General features: G+C 66.0%; 15 protein-coding genes. All 15 read left to right on the top strand.

Features of this window, described 5'->3' with window-relative positions; translation table 11 throughout:
• Positions 1 to 290 precede the first annotated feature (290 nt).
• The 15 genes from coq7 (at position 291) to ftsA (ending at position 17,602) form a co-directional block, all read left to right on the top strand.
• Positions 291 to 932, top strand: coding sequence for a 2-polyprenyl-3-methyl-6-methoxy-1,4-benzoquinone monooxygenase (gene coq7 / locus B4F51_RS17670; protein WP_296227681.1), 642 nt, complete (start codon positions 291 to 293; stop codon positions 930 to 932).
• Between the two features lie 360 nt (positions 933 to 1,292).
• Entirely contained in the window at positions 1,293 to 1,721 is a 429-nt protein-coding gene (gene mraZ / locus B4F51_RS17665; protein WP_296227678.1) for a division/cell wall cluster transcriptional repressor MraZ, read from the top strand.
• Between the two features lie 9 nt (positions 1,722 to 1,730).
• On the top strand, positions 1,731 to 2,690 hold the full coding sequence (rsmH, locus tag B4F51_RS17660; protein ID WP_296227676.1) for a 16S rRNA (cytosine(1402)-N(4))-methyltransferase RsmH: 960 nt from the start codon (positions 1,731 to 1,733) through the stop codon (positions 2,688 to 2,690).
• A 16-nt stretch (positions 2,691 to 2,706) separates the two neighbouring features.
• Entirely contained in the window at positions 2,707 to 3,042 is a 336-nt protein-coding gene (gene ftsL / locus B4F51_RS17655; RefSeq protein WP_296227674.1) for a cell division protein FtsL, read from the top strand.
• The gene (locus B4F51_RS17650; RefSeq protein ID WP_296227673.1) at positions 3,039 to 4,826 is read left to right on the top strand and encodes a peptidoglycan D,D-transpeptidase FtsI family protein; all 1,788 of its coding nucleotides are present in this window, start codon (positions 3,039 to 3,041) and stop codon (positions 4,824 to 4,826) included. The genes ftsL and B4F51_RS17650 overlap by 4 nt, the downstream gene beginning before the upstream one ends.
• Positions 4,823 to 6,376 (top strand): UDP-N-acetylmuramoyl-L-alanyl-D-glutamate--2,6-diaminopimelate ligase, encoded by a 1,554-nt coding sequence (locus tag B4F51_RS17645; protein WP_296227672.1) that lies wholly within the window; start codon positions 4,823 to 4,825, stop codon positions 6,374 to 6,376. The genes B4F51_RS17650 and B4F51_RS17645 overlap by 4 nt, the downstream gene beginning before the upstream one ends.
• Positions 6,373 to 7,812 (top strand): UDP-N-acetylmuramoyl-tripeptide--D-alanyl-D-alanine ligase, encoded by a 1,440-nt coding sequence (locus B4F51_RS17640; RefSeq protein ID WP_296227670.1) that lies wholly within the window; start codon positions 6,373 to 6,375, stop codon positions 7,810 to 7,812. The genes B4F51_RS17645 and B4F51_RS17640 overlap by 4 nt, the downstream gene beginning before the upstream one ends.
• Positions 7,813 to 7,827: 15 nt before the next feature.
• Complete coding sequence (mraY, locus tag B4F51_RS17635) at positions 7,828 to 8,997, top strand: phospho-N-acetylmuramoyl-pentapeptide-transferase (RefSeq protein WP_296227669.1); 1,170 nt, start codon at positions 7,828 to 7,830, stop codon at positions 8,995 to 8,997.
• Between the two features lie 172 nt (positions 8,998 to 9,169).
• Positions 9,170 to 10,669 carry a UDP-N-acetylmuramoyl-L-alanine--D-glutamate ligase gene (gene murD / locus B4F51_RS17630; protein ID WP_296227719.1) on the top strand — a complete coding sequence of 500 codons (1,500 nt, stop codon included), beginning with the start codon at positions 9,170 to 9,172 and terminating at the stop codon, positions 10,667 to 10,669.
• Positions 10,666 to 11,907, top strand: coding sequence for a putative lipid II flippase FtsW (ftsW, locus tag B4F51_RS17625; protein ID WP_296227666.1), 1,242 nt, complete (start codon positions 10,666 to 10,668; stop codon positions 11,905 to 11,907). The genes murD and ftsW overlap by 4 nt, the downstream gene beginning before the upstream one ends.
• Entirely contained in the window at positions 11,904 to 12,989 is a 1,086-nt protein-coding gene (gene murG / locus B4F51_RS17620; RefSeq protein ID WP_296227664.1) for an undecaprenyldiphospho-muramoylpentapeptide beta-N-acetylglucosaminyltransferase, read from the top strand. The genes ftsW and murG overlap by 4 nt, the downstream gene beginning before the upstream one ends.
• A 15-nt stretch (positions 12,990 to 13,004) precedes the next feature.
• Entirely contained in the window at positions 13,005 to 14,456 is a 1,452-nt protein-coding gene (gene murC, locus B4F51_RS17615) for a UDP-N-acetylmuramate--L-alanine ligase (protein WP_296227662.1), read from the top strand.
• Positions 14,453 to 15,448, top strand: a complete 996-nt coding sequence (locus tag B4F51_RS17610) for a D-alanine--D-alanine ligase (RefSeq protein WP_296227661.1) — start codon at positions 14,453 to 14,455, stop codon at positions 15,446 to 15,448. Before murC ends, B4F51_RS17610 begins: the two co-directional genes overlap by 4 nt.
• 37 nt (positions 15,449 to 15,485) lie before the next feature.
• Entirely contained in the window at positions 15,486 to 16,373 is an 888-nt protein-coding gene (locus B4F51_RS17605; RefSeq protein ID WP_296227659.1) for a cell division protein FtsQ/DivIB, read from the top strand.
• Positions 16,370 to 17,602: a cell division protein FtsA gene (gene ftsA, locus B4F51_RS17600; protein WP_296227657.1), complete on the top strand. Its 1,233-nt coding sequence runs from the start codon at positions 16,370 to 16,372 to the stop codon at positions 17,600 to 17,602. The genes B4F51_RS17605 and ftsA overlap by 4 nt, the downstream gene beginning before the upstream one ends.
• The last annotated feature ends 52 nt before the right edge of the window (positions 17,603 to 17,654 follow it).

Genomic DNA, 17,654 nt, shown 5'->3' with positions numbered 1-17,654 from the left:
GCAACGCGTTATTGGGCTCGGTCGAAATTTGCGAACGAATGTTCGTAAACGCGTGTTTGCTGTCTGATCTGGGCAACAAGCTGTTTCTGAAACGGAAATAGAAATGTGATGCAGGTGCGTGATTCCCTGCGATTTTGGATGCGATCCCGGTGCGAACAGGGTTATCCCGTACAGTTGTGTCTGGTGATCCGGATGCTGACCGGAAGCAAGATCGCGTCGGGCTGCGGCCTTACAATGACACCTGCGCCGCGCGCCATGACTGCCGGCGCCCGTTCTCAGGTTTGACCCGCATGTTCGATCATTTCCTTCCTGAATTCGACCGCGCCCTGCGCGCCGTGGCCGGCGCCACCCGCGCCAGCCGACCGAACCCCGCAGATGCCGTCATCGCATCTGCGCCTGCCGACGAGGCGGCCAGGCTTTCCGAAGCAGAGCGCCGTCACGCCGCCGGCCTGATGCGCGTGAACCACGTGGGGGAGGTGTGTGCCCAGGCGCTATATCAGGGCCAGGCGTTGTTCGCGCGGGACCCGGCTATCCGGGCGCAACTCGACGAGGCCGCGCGCGAAGAGGAAGACCACCTCGCCTGGTGCGCTCAACGTTTGCAGGAACTGAACGACCGCCCGAGCCTGCTCAACCCGCTGTGGTACGCCGGAGCCTTCGCCATCGGCGCGCTGGCTGGCCGCCTGGGCGACAAGATCAGCCTCGGCTTCGTCGCCGAGACCGAACGCCAGGTCGAGCACCACCTCGACGGACATCTCGACAAACTGCCCGAACAGGACACCCGCTCTCGTGCCATCGTCGCCCAGATGCGGGATGACGAGATCCGCCACGGCGACAACGCCCGGCAGGCCGGGGGTATCGATCTGCCCGAACCTATCCGCCAAGCCATGCGCGCGGCTTCGCGCGTGATGACGGCCGCCGCCTACCGCATCTGAAACGGCCGCCGTCGTTTGGCGGCAGACCTCTCTCAGCCGTTCGTCCGACTTGCGCTGTTGCGGTCCGCACCCGCCGCTGCGGGCGCCGGCGCACGCTTTTCTCTCACGTGGTTTCTCCATAAACCACGCTATCTCCTTCATTTGATTGAGAAAAGTGCTATGAGCCTTTGATCGAGGCTCGCTAAGTCATTGTTCTGATTGCAAATTTTCCCTCTCCCAGCCCGCTGCAAGCCTTGACCGTCTAAAATGGTTCCTCTAAAGTGGGAAACAGTGTCAGAAAGTGTAGTTTTGTGGTTTGAATGAGTGATTTTGCAGGGCGTTTAACGACCGCATCGTCACGACCAGGAGAGAGAATCCAACGTGTTCCAGGGTGCGTCGGCGCTGACGCTGGATGCCAAAGGGCGGATGTCCATTCCGTCCCGGCACCGCGAAGCGCTTCAGCTGCAGGCCGAGGGCCGGGTGACTGTGACCAAGCACCCGGACGGCTGCCTCATGCTGTTTCCGCGCCCGGAGTGGGAGCTCTTTCGCGAGCGCATCGCCGCGCTGCCGATGGAAGCCCACTGGTGGAAGCGGATCTTCCTGGGCAGCGCCGCCGATGTGGAGCTCGATACCGCCGGCCGCGTCCTCATCACCCCTGAGCTGCGCACGGCCGCCGGCCTGGAACGCGACGTGATGCTGCTCGGCATGGGCAGCCACTTCGAAGTCTGGGACGCAGCCACATATACCGCGAAGGAGCAAGCCGCCATGGCGCAAGGCATGCCCGACGCCCTCAAGAATTTCTCCTTTTGATGACGCACGATGATTACCCAAGCCAGTACGGGACTGCGCCATCAAACGGTGCTCAGGGACGAAGCGGTCGAGGCGCTCATCTGGCGCGACGACGGCATCTATATCGATGGAACCTTCGGAAGAGGCGGGCACAGCCGGCTCATTCTGGAGCGGCTGGGGTCCGGCGGCAGACTCGTCGCCTTCGACAAGGACCCGGCAGCAATCACCGAAGCGGGCACCATCAAGGATGCCCGCTTCGCTATTGAGCATGACAGCTTCGCGCATCTGGACGCAGCGTTGGATGCGCGCGGCATTGAACGGGTGGCCGGCGTGCTGCTCGATCTGGGCATCAGCTCGCCGCAGATCGACGAAGGCGCACGCGGCTTCTCGTTCCGGATGGATGGCCCGCTCGACATGCGGATGGACACCACGCGCGGCATCACCGCAGCCCAATGGCTGGCCGAGGCTGATGAGCGCGACATTGCGAGGGTGATACGGGACTATGGGGAAGAACGGTTTGCTGTACAGATTGCAAAGGCGATTGTTGCTCGCCGGGGCCAATCCGGGGATCGAGGTCCTCTCGATCGCACATCCGAGCTTGCCGCGCTCGTGGCGCAAGCCGTCAAAACACGCGAGAAGGGCCAAGACCCTGCGACCCGCACCTTTCAAGCTTTACGGATTCACGTCAATCAAGAGCTTGCGGACCTCGAAACCGGTCTGAAGGCCGCCTTTGAACGCCTGGAGCAGGGGGGACGTCTCGTCGTGATCAGCTTCCATTCGCTGGAAGACCGCTTCGTCAAGCGCTTCATGCAGGCCCTGGCGCGCCCGGAGCAATCCGCCGCGCCGGAACTGCGTCGGGCGCCGCTGCGTGCGCATGAGCTGCCGGCGCCGCAGTTGCGCCTGCTTGGCCGCGTGAAGCCGTCGGAGGCCGAGGTGTCGGCCAACCCGCGTGCGCGCTCGGCCATCATGCGCGTGGCCGAACGCTGCTGACCGACGAGGCCGCCCCATGAACCGCCTGAACACGTTCCTGCTGACTGCGCTGGTGCTCTGTGCGCTGTCGCTGGTCAACGCGCAGCACCAGGCGCGGCAATTGTTCGTTGCGCTGGATCGTGCGCAGGCGGAGGAGAAGCAACTGAATATCGACTGGTCGCGCCTGCAATATGAGCAGAGCGCGTTCGGCAAGAGTGCTCGCATCGCCGATATTGCGGGCAAGCAATTGAAGATGGCGCCCGCGCAGGCGGGCCGTACACAGTATCTGCAGGGGTTTGTCGACGCGCCGGTGGCTGCTGGGGCTTCCTCCGCCACGGCCAGCGCGCCCACGGCTTCGGGAGTTCAGCCATGAGCGGCGCACGCAAATTCAACGGCACTGCGGCGCGCGCTCGCCCGGGGCAGTTCTCCGCCAGCCCGGTGCTGGGCTTGCGCTTGCCGATGTGGCGCTCGAAGCTGGTTGTCTTTCTGATGTTCGCGGCTTTCGTGGCGTTGATCGGTCGTGCGCTGTGGATTCAGGGCCCGGGCAACCGTTTCTACGAGGCCGAGGGCAAGAAGCGCTTCCAGCGCACGCTGGAGCTGCCGGCCACGCGCGGCAAGATTCTCGATCGCAACGGTCTGGTGCTGGCGACCAGCCTGCCCGTCAAGGCCATTTGGGCCGTGCCGGAAGACGTGCCCAACAATGTGCCCAGCGAGGACATGCAGAAGCTCGCCAAGTTGCTCGGCATGAACAACAGGGAACTCGCCACCAAGCTCGGCGAGGACAAGGGCTTCGTGTATCTGAAGCGCCAAGTGCTGCCCGACGTGGCCGACCAGATCGCCGCCCTGAAGATCGACGGCATCTACCAGACGCGGGAATACAAGCGCTTCTACCCGGAAGGGGAGGCGATGGCGCACATCGTCGGCTTTACCAATGTCGAGGACAAGGGCCAGGAAGGCATGGAACTGGCGCGCGAGGCAGACCTCGCTGGTGCGGCCGGCCAGCGCCAGGTGATCAAGGACCGCCTGGGCCGCGTGGTGGAAGACGTGGGCGTGCTCAAGGCGCCGCGCGACGGCCGTGACCAGACGCTGTCCATCGATGCCAAGATCCAGTATCTGACCTTCAACGAACTCAAAGCCGCCATCGAGCGCACCCGCGCCAAGGCGGCCAGCGCCATTGTGCTGGATGCCCAGACTGGCGAGGTGCTGGCCCTGGCCAACTACCCGACCTACAACCCGAACGATCGCAGCCGCCTGTCGGGCGAGCAACTGCGCAACCGCGTGCTGACCGACACCTTCGAGCCCGGCTCAATGATGAAGCCGATCACCATCAGCCTGGCACTGCAGCTCAAGCGCGTGACGCCCACCACGCTGGTGCAGACTAACGGCAAATACAGCTTTGAAGGCGCGACCATTTCCGATACCAGTAACTACGGCACGCTGACGGTCGCGCAGGTCATCCAGCACTCCAGCAACATCGGCACGACCAAGATTGCGATGACGCTCAAGCCACAGGAAATGTGGGACATGTTCACCAGCGTTGGCTTGGGGCAGGCGCCCAAGATCGGCTTTCCGGGCGCGGTGGCGGGGCGGCTGCGACCGGCAAACAAGTGGCGCCGCATCGAGCAGGCGACCATGTCTTACGGCTACGGCTTGTCGGTGTCACTGTTCCAGATTGCACATGCTTACACCATCTTCGCGCACGATGGCGAGCTGATCCCGATCACGATGTACCGCACCAATGGCCAGCCGCCGCAGGGCGAGCGCGTGATTTCGCCGGAGGTGGCGCGGCAGATTCGTCAGATGCTGGAGACGGTGACAGCGCCCGGCGGCACCGCGCCCCAGGCCCAGGTGATGGGCTACCGTGTGGGCGGCAAAACCGGTACGGCCTGGAAGCACACCGGGCGTGGCTATGACCGCTCCAAGTATCGCGCCTCGTTTATTGGCCTGGCGCCGATGTCGAATCCGCGCATTATCGTGGCGGTGAGCGTGGACGAGCCCACGGTGGGCAACCGCTATGGCGGCGGGGCGGCTGGGCCGGTGTTCTCGCAGATCGTGGGCGGTAGCCTGCGCGCGTTGAACGTGCCGCCGGATTCGCCCGTGCGCCAGCTCGTGATGACCGAGGACGTGCCCGAAGAACCCGTGGGGGCGCTGCAATGACCGCCCGATCCACGATCGTGACCTCCGATCGCCCGTCCATCGCCGCGCGCCTCGCGCCCGTGCTGGACTGGCTGCGTGCCCAGGTACCGGCCAGCGCCGACCTCACAGGTGATACGCGCAAGCTCAAGACCGGCGATGTGTTCGTCGCCTATGTGCTCGGCAACGTGCGCCAGCGCGGTGACGGCCGCCCGCACATTCCGCAGGCCATCGAAGCCGGTGCCTCCGCCGTGCTCGCTGAAGCGCACGGCTACGTGGTGCCCGCCGACGCACCGGTGCGCATCCTGCCGGTGGACGGCCTGGCCGAACTGGCCGGCCCGCTGGCCGCGCAGTGGTACCACGTACCGGAACCGGGTGGGCTCCGCGTGATTGGCGTGACAGGCACCAACGGCAAGACTTCGTGCTCGCAGTGGATCGCGCAGGCGCTGACCAAACAGGGCGAGCGCTGCGCAGTGGTGGGTACGCTCGGCACCGGGTTTGTCGATGCGCTGGCGGTCACCGGCTTTACCACGCCGGATGCCATCCAGCTCCAGCACAGCCTCGCAGATCTGCACCGTGCCGGCGCCCGCGCCATCGCCATGGAAGTTTCGTCGCACGGTCTGGAACAGGGCCGCGTGGACGGCACGCGTTTCGACATCGCGGTGTTCACGAACCTGACGCAGGATCACCTCGACTACCACGGCACGATGGCCGAGTACGAGCTCGCCAAGGCGCGTCTGTTCGGCTGGCCGGGCCTGCGTGTTGCCGTCGTCAACCGCGACGATGCGGCCGGCGTGCGGCTGTTGCAGAATGCCCGCGCCGCTGTCGAGACCATCGAATACGGCATCGACGGCGAGGCTGCCGCGCAGCACGGCGCCAAGCAATGGCTGCGCGCCACCAACGTGCGCGCGCACCGCACCGGCACGACGTTCGACGTGGACGGCAGCTTTGGCCGCGCTACCGTGCATGCACCGACGGTGGGCTTGTTCAACGTATCGAACCTGCTGGCCGTGCTCGGCGCGCTGCTGGCGGCCGGCGTGCCGTGGCAGGACGCCATCGCCCGCCTGGAAAAGCTGCAGCCGGTCAGTGGCCGCATGGAGCGCTTCGGCGGCGAGGACGGCCCGCTGGTGGTGGTCGACTATGCCCACACGCCTGATGCGCTGGAGCAGACGCTGCGCGCACTTGCGCCGATTACCGAGGCGCGCGGGGGCAAGCTGTGGGCCGTGTTCGGCTGCGGCGGCGACCGTGACCCGGGCAAACGCCCGCAGATGGGCGCCATCGCCGAGCGGCTGGCGCAGCACGTGGTGCTGACCTCGGACAACCCGCGCAGCGAAGACCCGCAACTGATTCTCGACATGATCGCCGACGGCATGGACAACCCGAGCGCCGCCGCGCAGATCGAAGACCGCGCCGCCGCCATCCTGCATGCCGTGCGGCATGCCGATGCGCACGACGTGATCGTCGTGGCCGGCAAGGGGCACGAATCGACGCAGGAGATCGCCGGTCGCAAGCGGCCGTTCTCCGACCAGGAGCACGTGCGCCTGGCACTGGCCGCCCGGGGGGTGAACGCATGAGCGCCGCCCAGACCGTGATGATGCACGCCACTGACGCCGCCGCCTGGATGGCCGGCGCGCACCTTGTCGGCCCGGACGCTGCCATCTGTCGCGTCACGACCGACAGCCTCACCGTGCAGCCCGGCGACCTGTTTGTCGCGCTGATCGGCGAGCGCTTCGATGCGCACGACTTCCTGCCCGATGTGATCACGCGTGGTGCCGCCGCCGTGCTGGTATCGCGCGCACCGGCCGCTTCGCTGGACATGCCTGGCGTGGCCGTGCTGACGGTGGCGGATACGCGCATCGCCCTCGGCCAACTCGCCGCCGGCTGGCGGCGCCAGTTCCCGATTCCGGTGGTGGCCGTCACGGGCAGCAACGGTAAGACGACGGTCAAGGAGATGATCTCCGCGATCTTCGCGCAAGCCGTGGGCGAGGATGCCCGCTTGGCGACCGCCGGCAACCTGAACAACGACATCGGCCTGCCGCTTACGCTGTTCCGCCTGAACGCGCAGCACAAGCTGGCGGTGCTCGAACTCGGCATGAACCACCCAGGCGAGACCGAGGTGCTGGCCGCCATCGCGCAGCCGACTGTGGCGATGATCAACAACGCGCAGCGCGAGCACCAGGAATTCATGGTTAGCGTGCAAGCCGTGGCTGAAGAGCACGCCGCCGTGCTGGCCGCGCTGCCGGCAGACGGCGTGGCGGTATTCCCGCGCGATGCGGCCAACGGCGGTGAATACGCGCCGCTGTGGCGTGCAGCGGCAGGTTCGCGGCGCGTGCTCGATTTTGGTACCGAAGCCGGTGCCGTGACCGGTACGGTGACGGAGACCGCAGACGGCCAGCACATCGACGTGCAAACGCCGGGCCAGCGCTTCGCTTTCACGCTGCCGCTGCTGGGCGTGCACAACGCGCGCAATGCGTTGGCGGCCACCGCGTGTGCGCTGGCTGCCGGCGTGACGCCGGAGGTGATCGCGCAGGCGCTGGGCAACTTCGCACCGGTCAAGGGCCGGCTGCAGCGCAAGCCGGGTGCGCACGGCGGTCTTGTCATCGACGACACATACAACGCCAATCCGGATTCCATGCGCGCGGCCATCGACGCGCTCGTGACGCTGCCAGCGCCGCGCTGGCTGGTGCTCGGCGACATGGGCGAGGTCGGCTCGCAGGGGCCGGCATTCCATGCAGAGATCGGCGCGTACGCGCGCGAGCGCGGCATCGACGCGGTGCTGGCGACGGGCGAACTGGCACGTCACACCGTGGACGCCTTCGGCGCGGCGGCGCGCCATTTTGCGTCCGCAGAAGACTTGATTGAACAAGGCGTGCCGGCGATTGCGCCGGGCGCGACGGTATTGGTGAAGGGCTCGCGCTTCATGCGGATGGAACGCATTGTCGAAGCGCTGGTCTTGAAAGACCCGGCAGCGGAAACCCCGGCCGGTTCCACCACGCAACAGAAGCACTAAGGGAAGCAAGAACCCATGTTATTGGCATTGGCGCAGTGGCTGCAGAACGACTACGGCTTCCTGCGCGTCTTCAACTATCTGACGTTCCGGGCCGTGATGGCATCCCTCACGGCACTGGTGATCGGCCTCGGGTTCGGGCCGTGGGTGATCCGTCGCCTGACGGAAATGAAAGTCGGCCAGGCCGTGCGCAGCTATGGCCCGCAGACGCACCTGGTCAAGGCCGGCACGCCCACCATGGGCGGCGTGCTGGTGCTCATCGGCATTGCGGTGTCCACGCTGCTGTGGGCCGACTGGGGCAACCGCTTCATCTGGATCGTGCTGCTGGTCACGCTCGGCTACGGCGCGATCGGCTGGGTGGACGATTACCGCAAGGTCGTGCACCGCGACCCGAAGGGCATGTCCTCGCGCGAGAAGTTTTTCTGGCAGACCCTGATCGGCCTGTTTGCCGCCGCATATCTCGCGTTCTCGGTATCCGAGACCAGCAACATGCGCGTGCTGGAGCTGTTCCTCGACTGGGTGCGCAGCGGCTTCTCCCTGAACCTGCCGGCCAAGTCACACCTGATCGTGCCGTTCTTCAAGGAAGTCAGTTACCCGCTGGGTGTGTTCGGCTTCATCGTGCTGACGTACCTCGTCATCGTCGGCTCCAGCAACGCGGTGAACCTGACCGATGGCCTCGATGGCCTCGTCATCATGCCGGTGGTGCTGGTGGGCAGTGCACTGGGCATCTTCGCCTACGTGATGGGCAGCGCCGTCTACAGCAAGTACCTGCTGTTCCCGCACATTCCGGGCGCGGGCGAGCTGCTGATCTTCTGCTCGGCGATGGCCGGGGCGGGGCTGGCCTTCCTGTGGTTCAACGCGCATCCGGCGCAGGTGTTCATGGGGGACGTGGGCGCGCTGGCACTGGGCGGGGCGCTCGGCACCATCGCCGTGATCGTGCGCCAGGAAATCGTGCTGTTCATCATGGGTGGCATCTTCGTGGCCGAGACCGTTTCGGTAATGCTGCAGGTGACGTGGTTCAAGTTCACCAAGCGGCGCTACGGCGAGGGCCGGCGCCTGTTCCGCATGGCGCCGCTGCACCACCATTTCGAGCTCTCCGGCTGGAAGGAGACGCAGGTGGTCGTGCGCTTCTGGGTCATCACCATGATGCTGGTGCTGATCGGCCTGTCGACCCTGAAGCTGCGGTGAGGCAATGGACATGACCGACATGACCGAACCCCTCGCACAGCCGGACGACGATATGGCGCCGCTGCCGGAGGCCGCCGTCGAGCCGATCGTGGAAGCTGACGCGCAAGCCGTTGCCGTCACCTTCAACTCCGCCGAGCCGATTCCTGCCGCCGAGACCGCCCAGGAGCCGCGCATGTTCGGCGAGCTGGAAGCTCCGTTCGTACTGGTGCTTGGCCTGGGCGAATCCGGCTTGGCGATGGCGCGCTGGTGCGCTCGTCATGGCGCGCGCGTGCGCGTGGCCGACACGCGCGAGGCGCCGGCCAATCTGCCGACGCTGCGCGCGCACGTCCCGGATGCTGAATTTGTGAGCGGTTCGTTTGCTGTGTCGCTGCTCGACGGTGTGACGCTGGTGGCGATCAGCCCCGGCCTGTCGCCGCTGGACGCGCATGTCGCCGCGCTGCGGGCCGCCGCCAACGAACGCGCCGTGCCGGTCTGGGGAGAGATCGAACTGTTCGCGCGCGCGCTGGCCGGTCTGAAGGCTGCCCAGGGCTACGCGCCGCGCGTGCTGGCAATCACCGGCACCAATGGCAAGACGACCACCACGGCGCTCACGGGCGCTTTGGTTCAGCGCGCCGGCAAGACTGTCGGCGTGGCGGGCAACATCAGCCCTTCGGCGCTGGACAAACTCACCGAATGCGTTGACGCCGGCACGCTGCCGGACGTGTGGGTGCTGGAGCTTTCCAGCTTCCAACTGGAAACCACGCAGACGCTGAACGCCGACGCGGCCACCATCCTGAACATCACGCAGGATCACCTCGACTGGCACGGCACGATGCAAGCCTATGCCGCCGCCAAGAGCCGTATCTTCGGCGCCAACACGGTGCGTGTGTTGAACCGCCAGGACGCAGAAGTGATGGCGTTCGCCGGCAAGCATGGCGGCGACGTCACCTTCGGCACGGACGAGCCGGCCACGCCTGATGCGCTCGGCCTGTTGCGCGAAGGCGGCATGCCTTGGATCGTGCTGGCCGAAGCCGAAGACGATGATCTGCCCAAGCCAGCGCGCCGCAAGAAAGGCGACACCGCGTCCGCCGCGCCGGTGCCTGTACGTCTGAAGCGCCTGATGCCGGCCGACGCCTTGCGCATCCGTGGCCTGCACAACGCCGCCAACGCGATGGCCGCGCTGGCTCTGTGCCGTGCGATCAACCTGCCCGTCAGCGCACTGCTGCACGGCCTGCGCGACTACGCCGGCGAGCCGCACCGCGTCGAACTCATCGCTGCGTTCGACGACATTGAATTCTTCGATGACAGCAAGGGCACCAACGTTGGCGCAACCGTGGCGGCGCTATCCGGTTTGTCCAAGCGTGTGGTGCTGATCGCGGGCGGAGAGGGCAAGGGGCAGGACTTTTCGCCGCTGGCCGCGCCGGTGGCGCAGTACGCGCGTGCCGTGGTGCTGATCGGGCGCGATGCGCCGCTGATTCGCGAGGCGCTGGCCAACAGTGGCGTCACATTGGTTGATGCGCCCACCATGGAAGCCGCCGTGCAGGAAGCTGCCGCGCGCGCCCAGGCGGGCGATGCCGTGCTGCTGTCGCCGGCATGCGCGAGCTTCGACATGTTCCGCAATTACGAGCACCGCGCCCAGGTGTTCCATGAGGCCGTGGCCGCGCTGGCTGCCGACCGAGGAGTCGTCTTATGAGCGACACCCAGATCAAGCGCAGCGGCTTCATCGGCGCGACCATCGGCAATGCGTGGGGTGGCCTGCGCGATGCCGTGTCGGGAGTCAAGCCCACGCGCTCCAAGATGATGGAATACGACCAGCCGCTGATGTGGGTGGCGATCGTGCTGCTCGGCCTGGGTCTGGTGATGGTGTATTCGGCATCGATCGCGCTGCCCGATTCACCCAAGTACGCCAATTACAGCAACGGGCACTTTCTGATCCGCCACATCTTCTCGTTGGTGATCGGTCTGGTCGGCGCCGTCGTGGCGTTTCAGATTCCGGTCAAGTTCTGGGATAAGTACGCCCCCAAGCTTTTCATCATTTCGCTGGTGCTGCTGGTGATTGTGCTGATCCCGCACGTGGGCAAGGGCGTGAACGGCGCGCGCCGCTGGCTGCCGCTGGGCATCATGAACTTCCAACCGTCGGAGCTGATGAAGCTGGCGGTAGTGCTGTACGCCGCCAACTACACGGTGCGCAAGCAGGACTGGATGCAGAGTGTGCGCAAGGGCTTCCTGCCGATGGGCGTGGCGGTAGCCTTCGTCGGTTCGCTGCTGCTGCTGGAGCCCGACATGGGCGCGTTCCTGGTGATCGCGGCCGTGGCGATGGGCATCCTGTTCCTGGGCGGCGTGAACGGCAAGTTGTTCGGCGGGCTGGTGTTGACGGCCATCTCGACGTTCTCGCTGCTGATCGTGGTGTCGCCGTGGCGGCGTGAGCGGATCTTCGCGTACCTGAACCCGTGGCAGGAAGAGTACGCCCAAGGCAAGGCGTACCAGCTGACGCACTCGCTGATCGCCTTCGGACGTGGCGAATGGACCGGCGTCGGCCTGGGCGGCAGCATCGAGAAGCTGCACTACCTGCCTGAGGCGCACACCGACTTCATCCTGGCCGTGATCGGCGAGGAGCTCGGCTTTGTCGGCGTGCTGATCGTGATCCTGCTGTTCTACTGGTTGGTGCGCCGCGCGTTCGAGATCGGCCGCACCGCGCTGCAACTCGACCGCACGTTCTCGGGCCTGGTTGCCAAGGGCCTGGGCATCTGGATGGGTTGGCAGGCGTTCATCAACATGGGTGTGAATCTAGGCCTGCTGCCGACCAAGGGGCTGACGCTGCCGATGGTCAGCTACGGCGGCTCGGGCATCCTGATGAATTGCGTGGCACTCGCGCTGCTGCTGCGCATCGACTACGAAAATCGAGTCCTGATGCGTGGAGGGAAGGTATGACGGCAAGCTCGTCGCGCACCCTCCTTGTCATGGCCGGCGGTACCGGTGGCCACATCTTCCCCGCGCTGTCGGTGGCCAAGCTGCTGGCGGCGCGCGGCTGGAAGGTGGTGTGGCTCGGCAACGCGAGCGGCATGGAAGGTCAGCTTGTGCCCAAGCACGGTTTCCCGCTGGAGTCGGTGCGCTTTGGCGGTGTGCGCGGCAAGGGTTTGCTGACCAAGTTCCTGCTGCCGCTGAATCTGCTGCGCGCCTTCTGGCAGAGCCTGGGCGTCGTGCGACGTGTGCGCCCGAACGTGGTGCTGGGCATGGGCGGCTATATCACCTTCCCAGGCGGCATGATGAGTGTGCTGCTGGGTGCGCCGCTGGTGCTGCACGAGCAGAACTCCATCGCGGGTCTCGCCAATCGCGTGCTCGCGCGCGTGGCCGATCGCGTGCTGTGTGCTTTCCCGAATGCGTTGGCCGGCGCCGAGTGGGTCGGTAACCCGATCCGCGCCGATCTGGCGACGCTGGCCCCGCCGCAGGCTCGCTATGCCGAGCGCACTGGCCCGCTGCGCGTGCTGGTGGTGGGCGGCAGCCTGGGCGCCGCGGCGCTCAATGACGTGGTGCCCAAGGCGCTGGCGCTGCTGCCTGCCCACACGCGCCCGATCGTCATCCACCAGGCTGGAGCCAAGCAGATCGACACGCTGCGCGCCAACTACGCCGCCGCCGGCATCGACGATACGCACGCGCACGCGGTGCCCTTCATCGACGACATGGCTGCCGCGTATGCGCAGGCCGATCTGGTGATCTGCCGCGCGGGCGCGATGACCGTTTCCGAAGTGGCTGCGGCGGGTGTCGCAGCGCTATTCGTGCCGTTCCCTCATGCGGTGGACGACCACCAGACCACCAACGCGCGCTTCCTGTCCGAGCGCGGCGCAGCGCTGTTGGTGCCGCAGCAGGAACTGGGCCCGGCCTCGCTGGCAGATACACTCGCGTCCCTGACGCGTGCGCAATTGGCCGATATGGCGGCTAAAGCACGCGAGCAGGCAAGGCCGGAAGCGGCCGAGCGTGTCGCCGACGTGTGTGTAGCGGCGGCACGGGCATAGAGAAGGAATCGACTGATGAAGCACATCGTCAAGAACATCCATTTTGTAGGCATCGGCGGCGCTGGTATGAGCGGCATCGCCGAGGTATTGCTCAACTTGGGCTATCGCGTGACAGGCTCGGATCTGGGCAGCAGCGCGGCGACGCAACGCTTGGCATCGCTGGGCGCCACGGTCATGCAGGGCCACGCGCCGGAACATGTGATCGGCGCCAACGCGGTGGTGGTTTCTACCGCCGTTCGCGGTGATAACCCGGAAGTGCTGGCCGCGCGCTCTAAGCGCATCCCCATCGTGCCGCGCGCGGTCATGCTGGCCGAGCTGATGCGCCTGAAGCAGGGCATCGCCATTGCCGGCACGCACGGCAAGACGACGACCACCAGCCTGGTCGCCTCCGTGCTGGCCGAGGGCGGCCTGGACCCGACCTTCGTCATCGGTGGCCGCCTCAACTCCGCGGGCGCCAACGCGCGGCTGGGCACAGGCGACTTCATCGTCGCCGAAGCGGACGAGTCCGATGCGTCGTTCCTCAACCTGTTCCCCGTGATCGAAGTCATCACCAATATCGATGCCGATCACATGGATACCTACGGGCACGACTTCGCGCGCCTGAAGCAGGCCTTCATCGAGTTCACGCATCGTCTGCCGTTCTACGGCATCGCTGTGCTGTGTGTGGATGATCCGAACGTGCGCGAGATCCTGCCGTTCGTGTCCAAGCCCGTGGTGCGCTACGGTTTTGCCGAGGATGCCCAGGTACGCGCCGTCAACGCACGTGCCGTGGACGGTCGCATGGAATTCACGGTGATCCGCCAGCTCAACGGCCACGCCGAGCCGCCGCTGTCGATCACGCTCAACCTGCCGGGCCTGCACAACGTGCAGAACGCGCTGGCCGCCATCGCCATCGCCACCGAGCTGGAAGTGCCGGACGAGGCCATCGTCAAGGCACTGGCCGAGTTCAACGGTGTGGGCCGCCGCTTCCAGCGCTACGGCGAAGTGCCGACTGCCGACGGCAAGGGCCGCTTCACGCTCATCGACGACTACGGCCACCACCCCGTCGAGATGGCCGCCACGCTGGCCGCTGCGCGCGGCGCCTTCCCCGGCCGTCGCCTGGTGCTGGCCTTCCAGCCCCACCGCTTCACGCGCACGCGCGACTGCTTCGAAGATTTCGTGAAGGTGCTCGGCACCGTCGACGCGCTGTTGCTGGCCGAGGTCTACGCCGCTGGCGAGCCGCCCATCGTGGCGGCCGACGGTCGTGCGCTCACGCGTGCGCTACGTGTGGCCAACAAGATCGAACCGGTATTTGTGGAGCAGATCGAAGACATGCCGCAAGCGATTCTGGATGCGGCGCAGGACGGCGACGTGGTCATCACCATGGGTGCAGGATCGATCGGGCAGGTGCCGGGGCAAGTGGTTGCGCTGCAGGCGCAAGCGCGGGCCGCAAACGTCGTGGATCTGAACGGAGGCGCCGCAGCATGACGACCGGTCCGTTTGTTTCAAATCCGACGATTGATCCGAAGTCCCTCGGCAAGGTCGGCGTGCTCATGGGCGGTCGCTCCGCCGAGCGCGAAATCTCGCTGATGTCCGGCAATGGCGTGCTGGCCGCGCTGCGTTCGCGCGGCGTCGATGCGCATCCGTTCGACCCAGGCCTGCAGCCGGTCGCCGATCTGGCCAGGCAGGGCTTCGACCGCGTGGTGATCTCGTTGCACGGCCGCTTTGGCGAAGACGGCACGATCCAGGGCCTGCTTGAGCAGTTCGGCATTCCGTACACCGGCAGCGGCGTACTCGCGTCTGCGCTGGCGATGGACAAGGAAGCCACCAAGCGCCAATGGCAGACGCATGGGCTGCCCACGCCCGACTTCGTCATGCTCAAGGCCGATGCCGACTGGCAGGCCGTGGCTGACCGCCTGGGCCTGCCGCTGATCGTCAAGCCGGCACGCGAGGGTTCGTCGATCGGCCTGACCAAGGTGACCAGCGTGGCCGAGTTGCCTGCCGCGTATGAGAAGGCCGCACGCCTGGACCGCGACGTGATGGCCGAGCAGTTCATTGATGGTGACGAGCTGACCTGCCCGATCATCGGCGAGGGCGAGAGCGCGACCGCGCTGCCGCTCATCCGCATCGTCGCGCCGCAGGCCAACTACGACTACCAGAACAAGTACTTCACCGACGACACGCGCTACGAATGCCCGGCACCGATTCCTGCCGATGTGGCAGCGCGCGTGCAGGCGCTGGTGGTGCAAGCGTATCGCGGGCTGGGCTGCCGCGGCTGGGGCCGTGCCGACATCATGCTGCGCAAGTCCGACAACGCGCCGTTCCTGCTGGAGATGAACACTTCGCCGGGCATGACGGGCCATTCGCTGGTGCCGATGGGCGCGCGCGCGGCGGGTATCAGCTATGAGGATTTCGTGTTGCAACTGGCGGCCACCGCGTCGCTGGAATTGCACGCGAGCAGTGATTGGAAACCCGAGTAATCGACGCAACGTCAGCGAAACCGGACAGCACAACGTTATGTGGCACAACACCCGTCTCCTCAACGCCATCGCGAGTGCGCTGTATGCGCTGCTCGCGCTTGGCGGCCTGGGCGTCGGGGCGGTCTGGCTGATGCAGCGTCCGATGTTCCAGCTCCAGCAGGTGCGCGTGATGCCGATGGCCGGCAGCGAACTGCGTCACGTGAACGTGCCGAGCGTGCGCGCCAACGCGTTGGTGAAGCTGCGCGGCAATTTCTTCTCGCTGAACCTGGACGACGCGCGCCAGGCCTTCGAGTCGGTGCCGTGGGTGCGTCATGCGAGCGTGCGCCGCGTGTGGCCCAACGGGCTGCTGGTGGAGGTGCAGGAGCACGAAGCGCTGGGTACCTGGGGCGGCAACGACTCCGGCAAGCTGGTCAACACGTATGGCGAGGTCTTTGTGGCCAACCTGGCCGAGGCCGAGGATGACACCGACCTGGTGGCGCTAGCCGGCCCCGAGGGAACCGAGCAGGAAGTGGTCGACAAGCTGGAGACCATGAGCGAGTGGTTCAAGCCGATGAACGTCGAGCCCGTGAGCGTGACGCTCACCAACCGCTATGCCTGGCGCGCGCGGTTGTCCAACGGCACGGTCATCGAGCTCGGCCGCGAACTGAATGACGACGACCGCACCGCGCTGGCCGCGCGTGCCCGCCGCTTCGTGCGTGCGTGGCCCGAGGTGACAAAGCGCTGGGGCGGTCTGATTGAATACGCCGATCTGCGGTATCCCAATGGATTCGCGGTTCGGGCGGCGGGTGTGCGCTTCCTCACCGATGCGCAGGCTGCGGTGCTGGCCAAGGGGGGCAAGCTGCCCAGCACCGGCAATGCTGCAAAGGCGAAGGCCAATGCGGTGGCCAACAACAAAGCAACGCGAAGCACAGAGAAAACGCGATGAGCAAGGAATACAAGGATCTTCTGGTCGGGCTGGACATCGGCACCTCCAAGGTAGTGGCGGTGGTAGCCGAGTTGCGTCCCGACGGCGCCTACGAGGTCATCGGCATGGGCCAGACCGAATCGAAGGGGCTGAAGAAGGGCGTGGTCGTCAACATCGAGGCGACCGTCCAGTCGATCCAGAAAGCGCTCGAAGAGGCGGAGTTGATGGCCGACTGCAAGATCGGCGAGGTCTTCACGGGCATCGCCGGCAGCCACATCCGCAGCTTCAATTCGAGCGGCATGGTGGCGATCAAGGACAAGGAGGTCACCTCCACGGACGTGGCCCGCGTGATCGAGACCGCCAAGGCCGTCAACATCCCGACCGATCAGCAGATCCTGCACATCCTCACGCAGGAATTCATCATCGACGGCCAGGAAGACGTGCGCGAGCCGATCGGCATGAGCGGCATCCGGCTCGAGGTGAAGGTGCACATCGTGACGGGTGCCGTGAGTGCGGCGCAGAACATCGTTAAATGCGTGCGCCGATGCGGTCTGGAAGTGCACGACCTGATCCTGCAGCCGCTGGCGTCGAGCCTGGCGGTGCTGACTGAAGACGAGAAGGAACTCGGCGTGGTGCTGGTCGACATCGGCAGCGGCACGACCGACATCGCCATCTTCAGCGAAGGTGCGATCCGCCATACGGCAGTGATCCCCATTGCCGGCGACCAGATCACCAACGACATCGCCATGGCCCTGCGCACGCCGACGCCGGACGCCGAGGACATCAAGATCCAGTATGGCATCGCCAAGCAGGTGCTGGCCGATCCGGACGAGATGATCGACGTGCCCGGCGTAGGCGATCGCGGCCCGCGCACGCTGTCGCGCCAGGCGCTGGCCGCTGTGATCGAGCCGCGCGTCGAAGAACTGTTCTCGCTGGTGCACCAGGTGGTGCGCGAATCGGGCTACGAGGAACTGCTCTCCAGCGGCGTGGTTCTCACCGGCGGCACCGCGATGATGCCCGGCATGGTCGAACTTGGCGAAGACATGTTCTTGAAGCCGGTGCGCGTGGGCGTGCCCGAGTACCGCGGCAATCTGCATGAGGTCGTGAAGAGCCCGCGCTACGCCACGGTCATGGGCCTGCTGCAAGAAGGCCGCGTGCAGCGCGTGCGCGGGCGAAAGGTTGTCGTGCAGTCCGGATCGGCTCGGCAGATCTGGACGCGCATGAAGGAATGGTTCATCGGCAATTTCTAAGCGCGTGCGCTTCAGGGTTGGCGATGTGCTCCCTTGAGGGGGCGAGATTGAG

This window comes from Ralstonia sp. UBA689 (assembly GCF_002298975.1).
Lineage (GTDB): Bacteria > Pseudomonadota > Gammaproteobacteria > Burkholderiales > Burkholderiaceae > Ralstonia.
The sequence above is the reverse complement of the archived record's forward strand: the minus strand, read 5'-3'. Positions and strand labels throughout refer to the sequence as shown.

Coding starts and splice junctions, on each gene's coding strand:
- coq7 (WP_296227681.1), top strand. CDS start 291: ATGTTCGATCATTTCCTTCCTGAATTCGACCGCGCCCTGCGCGCCGTG.
- rsmH (WP_296227676.1), top strand. CDS start 1,731: ATGATTACCCAAGCCAGTACGGGACTGCGCCATCAAACGGTGCTCAGG.
- ftsL (WP_296227674.1), top strand. CDS start 2,707: ATGAACCGCCTGAACACGTTCCTGCTGACTGCGCTGGTGCTCTGTGCG.
- B4F51_RS17650 (WP_296227673.1), top strand. CDS start 3,039: ATGAGCGGCGCACGCAAATTCAACGGCACTGCGGCGCGCGCTCGCCCG.
- B4F51_RS17645 (WP_296227672.1), top strand. CDS start 4,823: ATGACCGCCCGATCCACGATCGTGACCTCCGATCGCCCGTCCATCGCC.
- B4F51_RS17640 (WP_296227670.1), top strand. CDS start 6,373: ATGAGCGCCGCCCAGACCGTGATGATGCACGCCACTGACGCCGCCGCC.
- mraY (WP_296227669.1), top strand. CDS start 7,828: ATGTTATTGGCATTGGCGCAGTGGCTGCAGAACGACTACGGCTTCCTG.
- murD (WP_296227719.1), top strand. CDS start 9,170: ATGTTCGGCGAGCTGGAAGCTCCGTTCGTACTGGTGCTTGGCCTGGGC.
- ftsW (WP_296227666.1), top strand. CDS start 10,666: ATGAGCGACACCCAGATCAAGCGCAGCGGCTTCATCGGCGCGACCATC.
- murG (WP_296227664.1), top strand. CDS start 11,904: ATGACGGCAAGCTCGTCGCGCACCCTCCTTGTCATGGCCGGCGGTACC.
- murC (WP_296227662.1), top strand. CDS start 13,005: ATGAAGCACATCGTCAAGAACATCCATTTTGTAGGCATCGGCGGCGCT.
- B4F51_RS17610 (WP_296227661.1), top strand. CDS start 14,453: ATGACGACCGGTCCGTTTGTTTCAAATCCGACGATTGATCCGAAGTCC.
- B4F51_RS17605 (WP_296227659.1), top strand. CDS start 15,486: ATGTGGCACAACACCCGTCTCCTCAACGCCATCGCGAGTGCGCTGTAT.
- ftsA (WP_296227657.1), top strand. CDS start 16,370: ATGAGCAAGGAATACAAGGATCTTCTGGTCGGGCTGGACATCGGCACC.